Source organism: Fibrobacter sp. UWH5 (assembly GCF_900142505.1).
Taxonomy (GTDB): Bacteria; Fibrobacterota; Fibrobacteria; order Fibrobacterales; family Fibrobacteraceae; genus Fibrobacter.
On sequence record NZ_FRBB01000002.1, the window covers coordinates 107,027 to 124,576 of the forward strand.

Annotated in this window: 15 protein-coding genes; 3 read left to right on the forward strand and 12 right to left on the reverse strand. The window is 49.5% G+C overall.

The genetic code is table 11. The features are described 5' to 3' along the window. Positions 1 to 23: 23 nt before the first annotated feature. Entirely contained in the window at positions 24 to 722 is a 699-nt protein-coding gene (locus BUB38_RS03310) for an FISUMP domain-containing protein (RefSeq protein WP_073157012.1), read from the forward strand. Positions 723 to 833: 111 nt separating this feature from the next. Here BUB38_RS03310 and BUB38_RS03315 read toward each other — a convergent pair whose 3' ends face one another. Genes BUB38_RS03315 through BUB38_RS03330 form a run of 4 tightly spaced genes read right to left on the reverse strand, consistent with a single transcriptional unit; the run spans position 834 to position 4,356 of the window. Further along, positions 834 to 1,817, reverse strand: coding sequence for a hypothetical protein (locus BUB38_RS03315; protein ID WP_073157015.1), 984 nt, complete (start codon positions 1,815 to 1,817; stop codon positions 834 to 836). A 36-nt stretch (positions 1,818 to 1,853) separates the two neighbouring features. Then, complete coding sequence (locus tag BUB38_RS03320) at positions 1,854 to 2,660, reverse strand: metal ABC transporter ATP-binding protein (protein WP_073157017.1); 807 nt, start codon at positions 2,658 to 2,660, stop codon at positions 1,854 to 1,856. Between the two features lie 17 nt (positions 2,661 to 2,677). Further along, entirely contained in the window at positions 2,678 to 3,559 is an 882-nt protein-coding gene (locus tag BUB38_RS03325; protein ID WP_073157020.1) for a metal ABC transporter solute-binding protein, Zn/Mn family, read from the reverse strand. Further along, positions 3,559 to 4,356 carry an HAD-IIA family hydrolase gene (locus BUB38_RS03330; protein ID WP_073157023.1) on the reverse strand — a complete coding sequence of 266 codons (798 nt, stop codon included), beginning with the start codon at positions 4,354 to 4,356 and terminating at the stop codon, positions 3,559 to 3,561. Before BUB38_RS03330 ends, BUB38_RS03325 begins: the two co-directional genes overlap by 1 nt. A gap of 38 nt (positions 4,357 to 4,394) precedes the next feature. Between BUB38_RS03330 and BUB38_RS03335 the strand changes: the two genes are divergently transcribed. Further along, positions 4,395 to 5,135 carry an RsmE family RNA methyltransferase gene (locus tag BUB38_RS03335; RefSeq protein WP_249269296.1) on the forward strand — a complete coding sequence of 247 codons (741 nt, stop codon included), beginning with the start codon at positions 4,395 to 4,397 and terminating at the stop codon, positions 5,133 to 5,135. A 70-nt stretch (positions 5,136 to 5,205) separates the two neighbouring features. After that, complete coding sequence (locus tag BUB38_RS03340; RefSeq protein ID WP_073157026.1) at positions 5,206 to 6,900, forward strand: HD domain-containing phosphohydrolase; 1,695 nt, start codon at positions 5,206 to 5,208, stop codon at positions 6,898 to 6,900. 75 nt (positions 6,901 to 6,975) lie between these two features. Here BUB38_RS03340 and purT read toward each other — a convergent pair whose 3' ends face one another. The 8 genes from purT to BUB38_RS03380 form a co-directional block, all read right to left on the reverse strand. After that, on the reverse strand, positions 6,976 to 8,160 hold the full coding sequence (purT, locus tag BUB38_RS03345) for a formate-dependent phosphoribosylglycinamide formyltransferase (RefSeq protein WP_073157029.1): 1,185 nt from the start codon (positions 8,158 to 8,160) through the stop codon (positions 6,976 to 6,978). Between the two features lie 144 nt (positions 8,161 to 8,304). Further along, entirely contained in the window at positions 8,305 to 9,876 is a 1,572-nt protein-coding gene (locus BUB38_RS03350) for a hypothetical protein (RefSeq protein WP_254794867.1), read from the reverse strand. Positions 9,877 to 10,082: 206 nt separating this feature from the next. Then, a complete protein-coding gene (gene ftsZ / locus BUB38_RS03355) occupies positions 10,083 to 11,789 on the reverse strand; it encodes a cell division protein FtsZ (protein WP_073157032.1) in 1,707 nt (568 codons plus the stop codon). A gap of 39 nt (positions 11,790 to 11,828) precedes the next feature. Then, positions 11,829 to 13,073, reverse strand: coding sequence for a cell division protein FtsA (gene ftsA / locus BUB38_RS03360; protein WP_073157035.1), 1,245 nt, complete (start codon positions 13,071 to 13,073; stop codon positions 11,829 to 11,831). Continuing rightward, the gene (locus tag BUB38_RS03365; protein ID WP_073157038.1) at positions 13,066 to 13,908 is read right to left on the reverse strand and encodes a cell division protein FtsQ/DivIB; all 843 of its coding nucleotides are present in this window, start codon (positions 13,906 to 13,908) and stop codon (positions 13,066 to 13,068) included. The genes ftsA and BUB38_RS03365 overlap by 8 nt, the downstream gene beginning before the upstream one ends. A 9-nt stretch (positions 13,909 to 13,917) precedes the next feature. Then, positions 13,918 to 15,300: a UDP-N-acetylmuramate--L-alanine ligase gene (murC, locus tag BUB38_RS03370; protein WP_073157041.1), complete on the reverse strand. Its 1,383-nt coding sequence runs from the start codon at positions 15,298 to 15,300 to the stop codon at positions 13,918 to 13,920. Further along, positions 15,300 to 16,370 (reverse strand): undecaprenyldiphospho-muramoylpentapeptide beta-N-acetylglucosaminyltransferase, encoded by a 1,071-nt coding sequence (gene murG, locus BUB38_RS03375; RefSeq protein WP_073157044.1) that lies wholly within the window; start codon positions 16,368 to 16,370, stop codon positions 15,300 to 15,302. The genes murC and murG overlap by 1 nt, the downstream gene beginning before the upstream one ends. Then, positions 16,367 to 17,545, reverse strand: a complete 1,179-nt coding sequence (locus tag BUB38_RS03380) for an FtsW/RodA/SpoVE family cell cycle protein (protein ID WP_073157047.1) — start codon at positions 17,543 to 17,545, stop codon at positions 16,367 to 16,369. The genes murG and BUB38_RS03380 overlap by 4 nt, the downstream gene beginning before the upstream one ends. Positions 17,546 to 17,550: the final 5 nt, after the last annotated feature.

Sequence of the window (17,550 nt, forward strand, 5' to 3'; positions counted from 1 at the left end):
TTAAGATTGTAAGGTAGGCTGTTATGCAGGGTTCTTTCTTCAAATTCACTGGTCGTGTTGTCACGACTTTGGCTATCACCGCAATGTTCGCGACCGCAGCATTTGCAGCCCCCATGGGCGCAGGCTCCGTCAAGAGCAAGATTGCAAAACCCGCCAAGGTCGGCATGGTCAAGAAGGCCAAGAAGATGGAAGCCCCTCAAGCTACCATGTCTGAAGAAGAAATCTTCCAGGCAGCTCTCCAAAGCAAGAATATTTCCGCAGACGGCAAGACTCTTACCGACAAGCGTGACGGAAAAAAGTATAGTGTCGAAATCCGTGGCGACAAGGCATGGATGAAGAACAATCTGGCCTTCAGCCTTTCTACTCCCCGTCAGTGCCTCATGGAAGAAGAATCCAACTGCAAGAAGTACGGCCGTTTCTACAGCCATACCGAAGCCAAGATGGCTTGCCCCGCCGGCTGGCACCTGCCCAACGACGGCGAATGGCGTGATTACCAGAAGGATCAGTCCAAGCTGGACTGGAACAACCTGGGCAAGGGCGGCTGCAAGAACTGGGACGGCTACTGCGAAAGTTCCTCCACCGGTCACTACTGGTCTGAATCCTCTGTGCAGAAGAACACCGGTCGTTCCTGGGAATTCCGCAGTGTAGCACACAGCATCAACCGCACCGACGAAAGCGCCAGCAAGGGCTTGTACGTCCGCTGTGTCGCCGACCTTCGCTAATATTTTCGACGTTCTTCAAAAACGATCAAAAGAACTTCCAATTTCCAAATCAAAACCAAGAAACACCGTCGAGCAATCGGCGGTGTTTTTTATTTCGGTTAGATGTTCTGATTACTTTTTCAAACCATCCAAAATCACGTTGACCGCAGCGCGGGCAATGGCATCGGTAGAAACGGATTCATCATCCGCAGCCTGCTTAGTCAGAATTCCCGTTTCCTTCTTGAATTCCAGAACCAGTCTTTCGATGCAGTAGGTGCTGTAATCCACCGACATGGAATATTTAGAGAAATCAAACTTTTCGTCTTCGTACTTTTCCTTAGAGAAGTCGTCGTAGGCGGCAGAGCAATCCGATTCATTATTGGCATAACGGATCGTAAAGGAAATGGGACAGTCGTCAGACTTGCTGTACTTCAGGGAAATCTGGCCAGAGGATTCCTTCAGATAATCCACCTTGATAATCACGTCACCATCAAACAGACTCAATTCATTGCAGGTCGGAGCCTTTACATCGTCACTAATCTGACGTTCCTTCGCGTTGCCATCCTTAGTGAATTTCTGGTAGAATTTAGTCAGGGCGTTATCAGCTTCGGCCATGGCTTCGTTATTTTCAAACAGGACCTTGTAATAGTTCTTCATGAAGCAACTGCCATTAAACTGGTAGACTTCCTTGAACTGCTTGCCATCGATACGGGTGGCATAACGGAATTTTTCGTTGGCAAGGCTACCTTCATAAAACAGGCCCTTGGGGAAATCCCTCCCTTCAAACCTATACTCGTACCAGCCTTTATCCCCATAATCACGAAGGCGGAGCGTTGTATTTTTCAGGCTAGCTTCAAGGGTATCCCTCTTATCGGCTTCTTGATTCCAGACCAGATAGCCCAGGGAGCTTTCCTTACATTCCGGCTTTTTCAGGATAAACAGGGAATCCTTGGATTTATAATCATAGTTGACTTTCGAAAGGATCACTTCGAAAGATTCGTCCATGGAAAAAGATCCTGTGCTGCTGCTATCGTCGCCACAGGCAACCAGAAATAGACCGGCGAGGCCCAGGGTTCCAATCATCGGGACTAAATTAAACTTTTTGAAATTCTTCATATAAATCCTTCTTAATTTATATTCAATGCTTGAAACTTATCGGATAAACGGGACATTCGTCTTTTGCGACGGGTCCTGCAACTGGAAATGGGTATGGGTACAGCAGCCACCATGAGCGTGGTCGTGGGAACCCAGCACACGGTGAGGAATTCCGTGAGCAATCAAGTCTACTTCGCATCCGTAGGTATCGGAAATCATCTGCTGAGTCAGGCCGGAACCTTCGTGATAATGGACGTTTCGGTTGACGCAGACAATGCTCTTCACCTTGTGAGACAGGGCCATCAAATCGTGGGTCACCACAACGATGGTCATCTTCTGGCTGAATTCGGCCAGCATGTTGTAAAGGTTTTCCTGGCCTGCGGCATCGATGTTATTGCTGGGTTCGTCAAGAAAGAGAATGCGGGGATTGCAAACCAGGGAACGGGCAATCAGCACACGCTGGCGTTCACCGCCACTCAGCTCTCCAAGACGTCGATCGAGGAATCCATCCAGATGAACCTTGGACAGGGCGGCCACGACTTCTTCTGAATTCGTCTTCAGTCCGATTTTTCCAAGGGCGACACACTCCCCCACGGTAATGGGGAATTCTACGTTGCGGTTGGTGTTCTGCGGGACATAGCCCACAGATAGCTTTTTCGTCGGGACCTTCTCGCCAAAAAGTTTGACTTCACCTTTTGACGGTTTTAAAAGACCCACAATCAACTTCATCAAGGTGGACTTTCCGCCCCCGTTAGGACCAATAATGGCAACGAAATCATTTTCCTCGATTTCCAGGTTCACATCTGTGAGAACCGGAGTCTTGCCGTAAGCGAAAGAAAGATTCTTGATTTCAATGGCGTTCATGGAATTCCCTGGGAGAGTTATTTTGCGGACTTTTCACGGATAGCATTCAGCAGGGCCCTGATGTTCTTTTCGTAGTCAAAGGCAAGAGGGTCTGTTTCCAGAATGGTAGCATCCAGTTCCTTGGCAATAGCCGTTGCGGCCCGCTTACTGAACTGGGGCTGGACAAATACGATGTGGACGTTGTTTTGTTTGCCGGTCTTAACAAGGTTTGCCAGATCCCTGGGTTTCGGTTCCTTGCCGTTCACCTCTACGGTAAGCTGTTTCATGCCGTAATCACGGGCGAAGTAACCATAAGCCGGATGGAACACGATAAAGGTTCGACCATCGGCAGGGAGTCCGTTAATGGATTGGCGAAGTTCCTGGTCTAACGTTTTCAGGCGGGCGACCAAATCGTTTGTACGCTTGCGGTAAAGGTCCTTATTGGAAGCGTCCAGATTCATTAGCGACTCGCAGAGGTTTTCTGCGATTTGCATCATCTGGACAGGAGATGTCCACAGATGAGGATCCAGCTCTTCCCCGCCGTCATCATGATGTTCGTCGTGATGGTCTTCAGCACCTTCATGATGGTGATGTTCATCCTCTTCCATCCAGGCGATTCCCTTGGAAAGGGAAACGACATTTACGTTTTTATTGACACCCTTGAAGCGGGGCAGCCAGGCGGCATCCATACCGGAACCGTCGCTGAAATAGACCGTGGCCTTGGCGAAGTCCTTGAGAGCCGCAGGCTTGGGTTCAAAGGTATGCGGATCTGCACCTGCGGGAACCATAGTCACCACATTCACCTGGTCGCCACCAATCTCATGAACCACGCTGGAGTAAGGCTGCAGAGACACGGCAACCGTCAGTTTGGCGGCAAAAGCAGGAATCGCCAACAAAAGGGCCAACAGAATTCTTCGCATTAAAGACGACCCTCGAAAAATGCGTCAAAGTCAATATCACTGACCATGTCCACAACCACTTCGGGCTTTACATCCAGTTTTTCCAGGTCGGCGAGTTTTGTTTCTCCACAGAGCGGCAGAACAAAACGGCAACCGCTACGCTTTGCCAATTCAAAGTCTGTGTAGAGACGGTCGCCCACAAAAAGAATTTCTTCGGGGGCATAAACCTTCAGAAGTTCAGACAGCATGGCCGGATTGGGCTTACCGAAACTGCGCTCCGGTTCCACACCGTAGGCGGTCTTAAGGAGAGCCATGAAGCTGCCGATATCTGGAACGGGGCCATTAGCGTCGGGACACACAAAATCCGTGTGGGTCACCCAGAAGGGTATCTTGCGCTGGACGCGGAAAGAAAGTTCACAAAGTTCCCTATAGTCGAAGGAATTGTGGTAGGCAATCAGAACCAGTTCCGTATCAGCCACGCTGGGGCGAAGATTTAAAGTCGGGTCCTGAGCCGCAAACCATTCGGTAACTTCGGGGTTCGCGAAGAAGAAAACGTTCTTGACGCCTTCTTCGTGAATGGCCTTGAGGGAAAGAGTCAATGCAGAAATAATGGCGTCATCGCGAAGGGGCAAGCCCATCACTTTTAAACGGTTCTCATAAAACACCGGAGACTTGCTGGTGTTATTACTCAGGTAATATACGGGAACATGCTTTGCCACATTGTTCACCGTCTTGACAGCCTTGGGATAGGGGCGGCCGCTCAGGTACAGCGTACCATCCAAATCAAATACAACAGCTTTAACCGGCTTACGAGTCATACTCCACAAATTAGAAAATGAGCAATGCTCAAGGAACAATGGGCAAAGATAATTGCTACTTTATGGCCATGAAAACTCCTGATAGCCGTTTTTACTGTCCGCTGATTACCGAAGGCACAATCACTCTTGACGAAAACGAAAGCACCCACGCAGTACGAGTCTGCCGTGCCGCCGTTGGCGATGTGCTGCAACTTTCCGATGGCCTAGGTCATTACGCCGATGGGACAATCACGAAAGCTGACGCCAAGGCTTGCGAAGTCCGCGTCGATGTAGTGGAAACGGCTAGCAGCAATCGTCCCAAGGTTTCCCTTGGCATTGCCTGCCTCAAGGACGACGCCCTGGAAGAGGTGGTGTTCCACGCCGCACAGACAGAAATTGACAGCATCGTATTTCTGCGGACAGACTACTCCCAGGAGCCAAAGAACTCTGACCTGAAAAAGACTGTACGACGCGCCGAACTGAAAAGCCTTGTCAGCCTGAAGCAGTCCAAGAAGCCATGGCTCACAAAAATTGAAGGTCCCATCGAATTCAAGGACTGGTTAAAAAGCTACTCGGGCGACCTGGTCCTGTGCGATATGGACGGCGAAAACGCTCCCGCCACCGAAAGTCTAGCCTCCCCCACCACACTGCTGGTCGGCCCCGAAGGCGGCTTCTCCCCTGCAGAAATCCAGGCCATCAAGGATTTTTCTAACGGAAAGGTCCACTTAATGAAGCTGGGCCCCACCAGACTTCGCGCAAGAACAGCCGCAATCATCGCCCTAGGCAAGATTGTCTGCTGACACTCGTAAAATTTTATTTATCTTGTTGGTATACGTAACAAATCGTTAAGATTTGTGTTTTTGAGGATTTATGGTTCATTATTATCTAATCGCCACGTTAATTTTGTCACTTGCGAACATTGCCATCCTGATGGCAATCAACTCCAAGCGCAACATTCCCTATTACACAGCCATGTTCCATGTGATGACTGTACAGATAGGCGGACATCTGTTCCTGGCTTATTCCACCAACGAACAAGAAGCCCTTCTCGCAAATAAGATTGCCTACGTAGGAGCCTCCTTTGTTCCGATGCTATTCTTTCTTGGAGAACTGGCACTCTGCAACATCAAGGTTTCCAAGAAATTGCACATTTTGCTGTTCAGCATTAGCGCCATCATCCTCTGCCTTGCACTGACAACTGGTCAGAGCGACATTTTTTACAAGAGCATTACCCTTGTTGAAAATTTCGGCGTTACCGATTTTGTAGCGGAATACGGTCCGGCACACAACCTCTATAACATCATAATGGGGCTGTACCTTATTTCGGGTCTAGTCATTTTCTTCACTTCCTTCTACAAAAAGAGAAACATTTCCTACAAGAACCTGTTCACCTTGGCCGTACTTGGCTTCATCATGATCGGTTCCTTCTTTGTTATGCGTGGACTCAACTGCGACATGGTATTGACACCCGCTGTATTCCTGCTGCTCCAGTATACCATATTGTTCATGATCCACCGCATTGGTAAATACGACATCCAGAGCACCATTCTTGACACGCTGGAATTCCAGAACGAAAGTGCATACATTTCGTTCTCCGAAGATTTGCGCTACATCGGCTGTAACGACATCGCCCTGCACCACTTCCCCACATTAAAGCAGTTCCGCGTAGACTTTAAAGTACAGGAAAGTGATGAACTGGGAAAAATTCTGCTAGACCAGATCAGCAAATTCAACCCCAACGATTTCTCTTACACCTCTAGTTTCCAATACGGCAAGATGCATTACAAGAGCACCTTGAAAAACCTGATGCACGGAAACAAGATTTGCGGTTATATGTTCCGCATCGAAGACGACACCAAGATCCAGCGTTACATCAAATTGTTGGACAACTACAACAACAACCTCGTTACCGATGTCCAGAACAGAGACAGCCAGATCCAGGCTATTCAGGAACAGATGATCCTGGGCATGGCCAACATGGTAGAAAGCCGTGACAATAACACTGGCGGCCACATCAAGCGAACCAGCGAAGCGGTAAAGATTATCGTCAACGAAATGCGTAAGGACGACACCTACAGACCCATGAACAACTTCTTTAGCGCTTTGATAAAGGCCGCCCCGATGCATGACCTTGGTAAAATCGCCGTGGACGACGCCATCCTGAGAAAGCCGGGCCGATTCACCGAAGAAGAATTCGAGATCATGAAGACCCACGCCGAAAAGGGAGCCGCAATCGTAGAGAATTTGCTCAAGGGCGTTGAGTCCGAGCAGTTTGTGGCCGTAGCCAGAAACGTTGCCCATTACCATCACGAACGTTTTGACGGAACCGGCTACCCCAACCGCCTCAAGGGCAAGGACATCCCCCTGGAAGCACGCATCATGGCCGTTGCAGACGTGTACGACGCACTTGTCAGCCAGCGCTGCTACAAGGAAAAGATGTCTTACGCAGAAGCATACGAAGTGATTGTAGAATCTATGGGAACCCACTTCGACCCGCAACTGAAGAAGTACTTCATCAACTGCCACAGAGAGCTGGAAGCTTACTACGACAGCATGAAGCGATAAAAGCAAATTAACGTATACAAGAAAAAGCACCGCAAATAAGTTGCGGTGCTTTTTCGTTAAAACGAAATTCGTTTATTAAAGGGAAACCTTCACCTTTTCTCTCATGGCCATAACAGTCTTGAGAGCTTCGTCCACAGATTCGCGACGGGCAAGAAGAACGCCCATACGGCGGTGGCCCTTCAGTTCCGGCTTACCGAACAGACGGATATTGGTATCCGGTTCAGCAAGGACTTCGGAAAGGCCGCTGAACTTCACCTGGGTGGAGTTGCCATCGCAAACGATTGCCTTACTTGCACTGGGGCCATGGAAAGCAATGTTGGGAATGGGCAGGCCGAGAATAGCACGAGCATGAAGTGCGAATTCAGAAAGGTCCTGGGAAATCAAGGTCACCATGCCGGTGTCATGAGGTCTGGGGCTCACTTCGCTGAATAGCACTTCGTCCTTGCAGACGAACAGTTCAACGCCGAAGATACCGCGGCCACCCAGAGCATCGGTCACCTTCTTGGCAATGACCTTAGCCTGTTCCAGAAGTTCAGGCTTCATGGGCTGGGGCTGCCAGGATTCCTGATAGTCGCCACCCACCTGATGATGTCCGATGGGTTCCAGGAATGCAGTACCTGCAACGTGACGGACGGTGAGCAAAGTAATTTCGTAGTCAAAGGGAACGAAGCCTTCGATGATCACGCGGCTAGCCTTGCCGGTGCGGCCTTCGTTCTGGGAAATGTTCCAGGAGTTTTCGATATCGGCTTCAGTCTTGATGACGCTCTGGCCATGGCCGGAGGAGCTCATCACGGGCTTGATGACGCAAGGAATACCGATTTCCTTGACGGCTGCCTTGAAGTCTTCGAAGTTGTCTGCAAACTTGTAGGGGCTGGTCTTGATACCAAGTTCTTCGGCAGCAAGGCGACGGATGCCTTCGCGGTTCATGGTCAGCTTGGTAGCCTTGGCGGTAGGAATCACGGTATAGCCTTCGGATTCCATCTGGACCAGAGTATCAGTAGCAATAGCTTCCACTTCCGGCACGATGTAATCGGGCTTTTCCAGCTCGATAACGCGGCGGAGTTCGGCACCGTCCAGCATGTTGATCACATGGGAACGGTGAGCCACCTGCATGCCCGGGGCGTTGGCATAACGGTCTACGGCAACCACTTCGACGCCGAGACGCATCATTTCGATGATAACTTCCTTACCCAGTTCTCCTGCACCGCAGAAGAGAACCTTAGTTGCACTAGAGCTTAGCGGGGTACCGATTTCAGACATAACTTACTCCTGTTAAAGGCCCTATAAAGATAGATAATAATGATGGATGGGCCAAGTACGAATTACGAATTATTAAGTACGAGAGCTAAAATCGCGGCTTCGCCGCCTTACTTATTCTCATAATTCATACTTCATAATTCATAATTAGAATCTGTAGTCCACGGGGTTGAAGATGAACTTCACTCCGGCACGGATCCAGCCATCGGCACCATCGTTTCCAACTTCGTGGGCCAGATTTTCGTAAATGCGGAAACCACCACCCAGGTAAAAGCCAAACCAGCTATTGTACTGCATGGAATAAAGTGCATCCACAACATACTGGGTTTCTACCCGATTAGAAGGAGCATACTCATCATGAATCGCTTCGTCATAGTCGGTGTACAATTCGTTATCGCCCTGCTGCAACCAGGCAAGGGTCGCCTTTACTGTATGACGCCCATATTTCCAGGACAGGTCCAGCCAAAGATCCAAGGCGTCAGAACCGCGACGGTAACCGATGGGATAATCCACAAAGAACATATCTGCAAAATCCGGATCATCCTGGTCACGGTAGTTACTACGATAAAGGCGACGGCTAGAATATTCAAGAAGCGGGAGACGGCCGTTGTTATGAAGAGGGTCTGTGCGGACAACATCGAAGCGGAAAAAGAAATCACCGTAGCGCTGTGTGGGAATTTCCTGAGAGTATCCAACCAGGTAGCTTAACATACTGCGGTTTGTCCCCTTATCACTATCTTCACCAACGGGACTATTGATGTCTTCCATGTTCAGCTGACCATAAAAACGAGCGCCAGAAATCGGCTTAAATCCAATTTCTGCCGTAGTCACAGCCTTGGTGTATCCACCAGCAAAGTTATTGTGCAGGAACATAAAGGGATTCATGGAACGGAATTCCAGATCCTTACCGCCCACCATACTTTCTTCAATGATGGAAATCCAGAAATGGTTCATCTCGATTCCGATGCGGTGGTAAACCAGATTCTTTACATTTTCATCATAAACGCGATCGCGCTGATTGCTAGCCTGCTTATTTTTTTCAGGACATTTCTGTTCGGCGGCCTCGGAACCTTCGGGAGGGCATCCTGTTGTCGGGTCAATTATATCATTGAACAGCCAGGCATTCAGGGAACTGACCATGAAGGCATAACGGAAAATACCCGGTTCGAATTTCCAAAGGAGACCGTCGTGGTAAGGCGTTCCACCAATGGTCAAATCGTTGGGAGAGACCTTCAGATCTTCAGGGTTAAAACGGCCCAACTGGACATAGCCCACGGGATTTTGCCAAAGGGCATAACCATTAATAGGGACAGCAATGTCCAACTCACTAGGCTTATAGGTAAAGTTCGTTTTCAGGTCTGAATCGTACCAGGCTTCAATATCCTTGCGAAGAGGAGCTTCCATCAAGAAATGGAAGTTTTTATAGCCCGCACGGAAACTAATCATGAAGAAAGGATCAATATGATCTTCGTAACTGCGAGCCGTTTCCAGGGGAACTCTCAGACCGCGCCAGTTTCCGCCATACCGTTCAACCGTATCTGCAGCAAATTCAGGATCGGTCGGTCCCCCATTCAATCCAAAATTGAAATCAGTTCCAATTTGAACATAGCCCTTGTAGGAACTATCTGAAGACCACTGGGGAATATCACCGGCATTCATACCGGCAAAAGAAATGGCGGACAGTAACCCAAGAGAAAAGAGTATGTTTCGGATTTTCATAATACCAAATGTAAAAAGAATCGCCCAGGCAGGGAGACCCAGGCGATTCCTTTGTGTTGTGTGAACGTGCACTCGCACGTTCTGTGTGTGTGTGTTCCTTGTGGCTAGGCAACACCCAGCAATCCTGTTACAGAAATCTGCAACAGTATCGCCTATAGGGAGCGCAAGCCTAATTTCGGTTCATCGAGAACACTCGACTTTGGGGACTAGAAATTCTCCATGTCGACGCCCATACGGAGATAGGCAGGCATATTGTAGTCCACACCGTCAGCCTTCATTGCACATTCGGCAACATCCTGACGGGATACAGTACGAGTTTTCACTGCAGGTTCAGCAGCAGGTTCCTGCTGACGCATGTAAGCGGGGACGCTGAAAGCACTGGTAGCACTACGAGAATCCAAGCCACGGTTGTAGACGTCTTCGTCGGAAACAGCTTCGATTTCAGAAGTTTCCGACTTAACGGTCATGGATTCTTCAGCAGGCTGCTGGGCATTAAAATCCATGGCGCCGAAACGACCGGCATCAATTGCCGGGAAAGACTGAGAATCAGAGAGGCTCGGAGTAGTCAACACAGGAGCAACCATTTCTACAGTTGCGGGAGCTGCGGGTGCAGCTGGCATCTGCTGAACAGGAGCCTGGTGAGCATACATTTCAGGAGCGGGCTGAGCGGCAGCTGCGGGCTGAGCCTGCTGTGCCATAGCGAAGAAATTCACGCTAGTGGGACGCGGAGTAGACTGCTGAACTGCGGGCTGGGCAGGAGCAGCAACAGGAGCCACCGGAGCTACAGCGGGCTGCTGGGAAACAGGCATCTGAGCGGCAGGCATCTGGACAGTCTGCTGATTTGCAAACGGATTAGCAAACACCTGAGTGGGGCGAGCGACAGCGGGCTGCTGAGCAGCCTGTGCGGTACCGCAACCAGTTGCAATAATGGTAATGGAAACCTTGTCACCCAGTTCCGGAATAGTGATGTCACCAATGATGATGTTGGGATCACCTTCTTCACCCACCTTTTCATAGATGTGTTCCATAGCTTCGCTATGTTCGAGGAGGGAATAGTTTTCACCGTGGGCAACGTTGATAAGAACGCCGGTAGCACCTTCGATGCTAATGTCTTCCAGAAGCGGAGAAGCCAGAGCCAGGTCAGCAGCGGCAATGCCACGCTTTTCACCCTGAGCACAGCCGGTACCCATGAGAGCGCTGCCACCGTTCTGCATCACCTTGCGGATATCAGCAAAGTCAACGTGAACAAGACCATGATGGAACATGATGCCGCAGATACTCTGAACAGCATTGCCCAAAATTTCGTCAGCCATCTTGAAAGCTTCATCCATGGTAGCCTTCTGATTAGAAGTCTGGAGCATGGCGAGGAGCTTCTTATTTTCAACAACGATGATGGTGTCAACAGCAGCACGAAGTTCTGCAATACCCTGCTGAGCAACGCGAGCACGAGCATTACCTTCAAAACGGAACGGCTTGGTCACAACACCAACAGTCAGGATGCCCATTTCGCGAGCAACTGCGGCCACGACCGGAGCCGCGCCAGTACCAGTGCCACCGCCCATACCGGCAGTAACGAACACCATGTCGGCACCCTTCATGGATTCACGCAGTTCTTCAATGTTTTCTTCAACAGCCTTACGGCCCTTTTCCGGATCCATACCGGCACCAAGATTCTTGGTGGACTTTTCACCAATGAGAATCTTGTGATCAGCCAAGCTCAAGTCAAGAGCCATAGAATCGGTATTGACAGCATAGTATTCAACACCTTCAATGCTCATCTGCTTCATACGGTTTACGGTGTTTCCACCGGCACCACCGACACCGAAGACCTTGACTTTTGCATTACGGCTGGAGAGGTCTTCACCCATAATACGGGACTGGGCCTCAAAGTACATATCATTCATTTCACTCATGTTTAATCTCCCTGATTTATTGAGTGTTTTGGTTTGTTGTTAGAAATACTTCTTGATGAAACCGACAACCTTTCTAAATCCGTCTCCAACGGAAACCTTCAGCTGTGCGCCGGTATCATTCTTCTTCTTGTTATTATGTTCCTTGTTGGCGTAATGCAAAAGGCCTACACCAGTTGCATAAGACGGTCTCTGGAAAGCATCCTGAATACCGCTCATCCCCTTGGGATGACCAATACGGACCGGTTTACCAAAGAATGCCTTGGACGCCACATTTTCAATGCCTTCCAATTCACAGCAGCCACCCGTAAGGACGATGCCGCCATTGATCAAAGATTCCAGCTGTTGCTTCTGCAAGTCCTTTGCCAGCAACTGGAAAATTTCACTGACACGGGCCGTAATGACCTTGGCCAGCAACTTTCGAGAGCAGGGAACATCACCGCGGTCACCAACAGCGGGAACCGGGAATGTTTCATCTTCAATCAGATTGCTAATAACGCAAGTTCCATACTTCTTCTTAATTTCTTCTGCCTTGGACAGCGAAATAGGAACATTCAGACACTTACTGATATCGCTAGTGATTACATTACCGGCCAGGTCCAGAGAATTGGTATAGCGAACGGAATCCTTCAGGAACACGGCAATATCTGCAGAACCGGCACCAATGTCAACAAGGGCAACACCAAGTTCCCTTTCATCATCGGTAAGGACTGCGCAGGCAGCAGCCAAAGGTTCCAGCACATAGCCAGCCACATTCAAGCCAGCACGGTTAATGCACTTGGTCAAATTCTGCAGGGCGTTCTGGCGAGAGGTCACCAGCTGCACATCCACTTCCAGGCGACGGCCTGTACGGCCCTTGGGATTGCGGATACCCTTTTCGTCATCCAGGGTATATTCACCCGGGAATGCGTGAATCAAGCTACCAGCGCCATTAGGCAAGGTGCTAGCCTGCTTCTTCACATTTTCAATATCTTGCTCACGAACTTCGCCTGTGGGGAGTGTGATAATACCCTTGTAGCTGAAAGAAAGCACATGCTTTCCGGCGATGCCTACATAGACATCACGCACATCCACACCAGCGGAACGTTCCAGCTGCTGAACAGCCTGTTGCAAGGTTTCGACGACGAGGTCATACTCGTCAGCGTTTGCCAGCGGAAAATCACCGCATTCGACAACGCGAACAGAGTCCCCTTCGGAAATGCCAACAAACAGATTTACCTTCGAGGCCCCAATATCGAGACCGAAGATATAATCTTCTTTCTTTATTGCCTGCTTATTATCATCCATTGACACACCTCTTGTCATAATTCCTTACGTATGCAAAGCCATGGAATCTCATGTCCACAACTCCGGCACACCGCAAATCCTTCGTGAATCCATTTCCTAAAGATTCGTACAACACAAAAACATCCTTTGTCCAATCCGATGCCGGAAAAATCGTACGGAACCCAACATCCTTGAAATAAACTTCAATCCCTCGATCTTCTTCTGACCATGAAACCTGAGACACCTTTTCATACAAGTCACTGTTCACATTTTTCATAGCATCAAGAAACTCCGCAACAATCTTGACATGCCCAACAGAGGCCGTTTCCAAAACAGGAAGTCGCATTGCCGTAGCCACAGAAAACGGAAGTGCAGCTCCTTTCTCCGAATAAATCGTTGCCTTACCGCCATCCAGCACAGAGAGCATCGGAGAAGCTTCCTGCAACTTGATGTACAAGGAAGAGGGGAACTTCTTCTCTACGGTCACCGAATGAATTAGGGGAATCTGTGAAAGAGCTTCAGCCACAGAGTCAGCGTCCAATTCAGACATCAGCATACCCGTTTCAATCTGGGCATTCTGCATGACATCTTCCCAGGACAGCATTCTATTCCCTTCGATGTCCACATACTGCAAATGGCGCAGTTCCAGGGGATTGAATCGCTGCAGATAGAAACGCTGGTTCCAGACAACCGCAGACAAGGCCACAACAGCAACCAGAATAATCCAGCCGCGATGCTTAAACCAGTGGAATGCACTGGCAACACCAGATTTCACTTTCTGGTTACGCGCGTCCTTCTGCTTGCGTTCGTTAAAGCCGATTCTACGGCCTGACCATGTCGTCTTATCTACAGCCAACTAAAACTCCTACAGACATTCCTTCAAAATGGTTTCGCCCAGCTTGTAGATGCTGCCAGCACCCATCAAGACAACCACATCACCTTCACGAAGTTCCTTCTTCAAGATGGGAAGCAAGTTCATCTGATCGCCAATAAAGCGGGCATCGCGATGGCCACGTGCAGTTGCACTTTCAGAAACAAGAGCACCGGTCACACCTTCGATGGGGCGTTCACGAGCGGGATAAATATCGGTGGCAAGCAGGACGTCGCAATTGGCAAAGGCGCTGCCAAAAGCTTCGTGCTGGTCGCGGGTACGGGTAAAGAGATGGGGTTGGAAAGCGACGATAATACGCTTATCCGGGAAGGCATCGCGGAAGCCCAGGAGGGTTGCGGTAGCTTCGGTGGGATGATGAGCATAGTCATCAAAGACCATCACGCCATTCTTTTCACCAATGAATTCAAAACGACGCTTTACGCCACCGAAGGCAGCAACAGCCTTACGGGCCACATCGGCATCAATACCTTCTTCAATAGCCAAGGCTACTGCAGCCGTTGCGTTCAGCACGTTGTGACGACCAGGAATCTGCAAGCGGAACTCACCCAGACTCTTACCATCATTCAAAATTTCAAATACAGGGAATCCCTTTTCAAAACGCAGATTGTCTACGCGATACTTAGCCTGACGAGTAAAACCATAAGTAATCACAGGCTTCTTCAGACGGGCCAGGATCTGCTGGGCATTGGGATCATCCAGGCAGAGAATAATCTGACCATAGAAAGGAATCTTGTTTGCAAACTGGACAAAGGCGTCCTTAATGTCTTCAATATCCTTGTAGGTATCCAGGTGGTCTGCATCAATGTTGGTAATGATAGCAGAAGAGGGCATCATAGAAAGGAAGCTACGGTCGAATTCATCAGATTCGGCAATCAGGTAGTTACCCTTACCCACCTTGGCGCCACTGCCATGGCCCTTCACCACACCGCCAACGATAATGGTGGGATCCAAACCAGCTTCTTCCCAAATCTGGCCTACGATGGAAGTAGTAGTGGTCTTGCCGTGAGTACCGGCAATAGACAGGGTGTACTTCATACGCATCAGTTCGCCCAGCATTTCTGCGCGCTTGATGACGGGAATTCGGCGGTTACGGGCTTCGACCAGTTCCGGATTATCATGGGGCACAGCGGAAGAATAGACAACCAGGTCGGCGTCTTCCACATTCTTGGCATCGTGCTTGGGATCAACGCGGATACCCAGGTTTCTGAGGTAATCCACCACAGCACTTTCACTCATATCGGAGCCGCTGACCGCAAAGCCATTGGCATGAAGGACTTCAGCAATACCGGACATGCCTGCACCGCCAATACCGACGAAATGAAGGCGACGTACGCGCTTACAGTCATTAATCTGCATTATGCATTCTCCTTTTCCAGGATAACCTTTGCAATCTGGTCTGCAGCATCGGGCATTCCGAGGCCCTTTGCGGCGGCAGCCATATTGGCCAGGCGGCTTTCATCAGCCAAAAGGGTTTCGACCTTTTCCCACAGGTGATTTTCTTCTGCATCCAGTTCAACAAGAGCAGCGCCAGCCTTTTCAACGACGCGGGCATTGTGTTCCTGATGATTTGCAGTTGCATGGGGGAACGGCAGCAAAATAGAGGGCTTACCAAAGGCGAGAATTTCAGCCAGGGCAGAAGCACCTGCGCGGCTAATAATCAGGTCAGCATGCTTCATATAGGCATAAATTCCATCCAGGAAGCCACGGACAGCCACGTTGGGCATTTCGCCAAGGCGATCATTAATCGTAGCCACGTTCTTTACGCCAACCTGCCAGACCACAGAAACATCGTCACGGGCAGTAATGCTCTTGATGCTTTCTTCAATCTTGTTATTGATGCCTACAGCACCCTGGGAACCGCCAACAATAAAGACGGCTTTCTTGCCTTCTGCAAATTCTGCAGGGCGAGCCAAAGAATCTTCAGTCGGCAATTCACGAACAGGATTACCAAAGACCATGCACTTTTCTGCAGGGAAACCCTTGGCGGCATCTTCAGAGGTTACGAAGATGGTCTTTGCATAGCGGGAGCCAACCTTATTGGCAACACCGGCCACAGCATTCTGTTCCTGCAAATACACGGGAATACCCATGGAACCTGCGGCCAGCACGATCGGCAAGGAAACATATCCACCAGTAGCCACAACGACATCAGGCTTCACCTTGCGAACGACGCTCTTGGCGCGTACCAGGGCCTTGGTCAAATTGAAAGGCAAGGCCAAATTCTTAAGGAACGGTCCACGATGCAGAGGTACTGCAGAAATGTATTCATAGGGCCAATTCTTAGCAACCAGGCGTTCTTCCATAGAATCCTTACGACCGGCAAAAGTAATGTCGGTAACGCCCATCTTCTTCAAACTATCTGCAATGGCAACGGCCGGGAAAATATGGCCACCGGTACCGCCACATACGAAAAGGAACTTTTTCATACGCCACTCCTTGTATAATCAAAATTTCTAAACGCGCTACTTTCAAGCGAAGAACCACTGGTATACGGTTCCTTGATATTCCTACCCGATGCCGGGCGAGAAATATTCAGCAAGATTCCAATAGCGATCGAGGTATAAAGCAAATTGGTTCCGCCAAAACTGAAGAACGGCAGCGGCTGACCCGTCATGGGGAATAGTCCGACACACACGCAGACGTGAACCACAAAATTGGAGAACAGGGAAAGAGTCAAACCCAAAGCCAGATACTTTCCAAAACGGGTAGCAGAGTTTCTTGCAATCTTAAAACCCTGGGCAAACAAAATTGCAAACAGGATCAAGATTACAAAAGTACCCACAAAGCCAAATTCTTCACCAATCACGGCGTACACCACATCCTTATGAGCTTCAGGAAGGTAACCCAACTTCTGGACACCCTGACCAAAACCAGTTCCAAAAAGTCCTCCGTTTCCAAGGGCCTGCAAGGCATGATCGCCCTGCCAGTTAGAAGCGGCCATTTCACCTTCATCGGCAAAGAAGGCCAGAATTCGAGCCCTGGAATGAGTAGAAGTCATCAGGCGAACCAATGCCAGCGGGATTCCCGCCAGGGCAACATACCCCAGATACTTGGCATTTACGCCAGCAGTGAGCATAATGCAGACCACAATGGCCGTCACCATAATCAGCATGGAGTAATTCGGTTGCAGCACAAGAATCAAGGCACACAGACAATAGGGAATTCCGGGTTGCACCAAAGTACAGGCAACGCTCTTGATATTGTCCCCCGCTTCAGAAAGTTTGGCACTTACCCAGATAATCAAGCCGAGCTTCATAAATTCAGAGGGCTGAATTCCAAAAATCCAACGGTTTGCGCCCTTGACGCTGCCGCCCTTTACCAGAGCAACTGCAGATAGAACGAAGAAAGCAATAAAGGCAATACGTCCAGCCCATTTCCAATGGCCATAATCCCAGAAACGGGCCAGGAACAACATCAGTACAACGCCACCAATAGCCTTGGGCAAGTGAGACATCATGTAAAATTCTGCCGGACGACCATTGGCCAGTGCATAGGGAGCGGATGCGGAATACACCACAGCCACGCCAAAGCAGATCAGCACCAAAACCACTGCTAGAAGCAGCTTATTCATGCCGGTCGTATTTTGAACAGAATTATCCATTGACT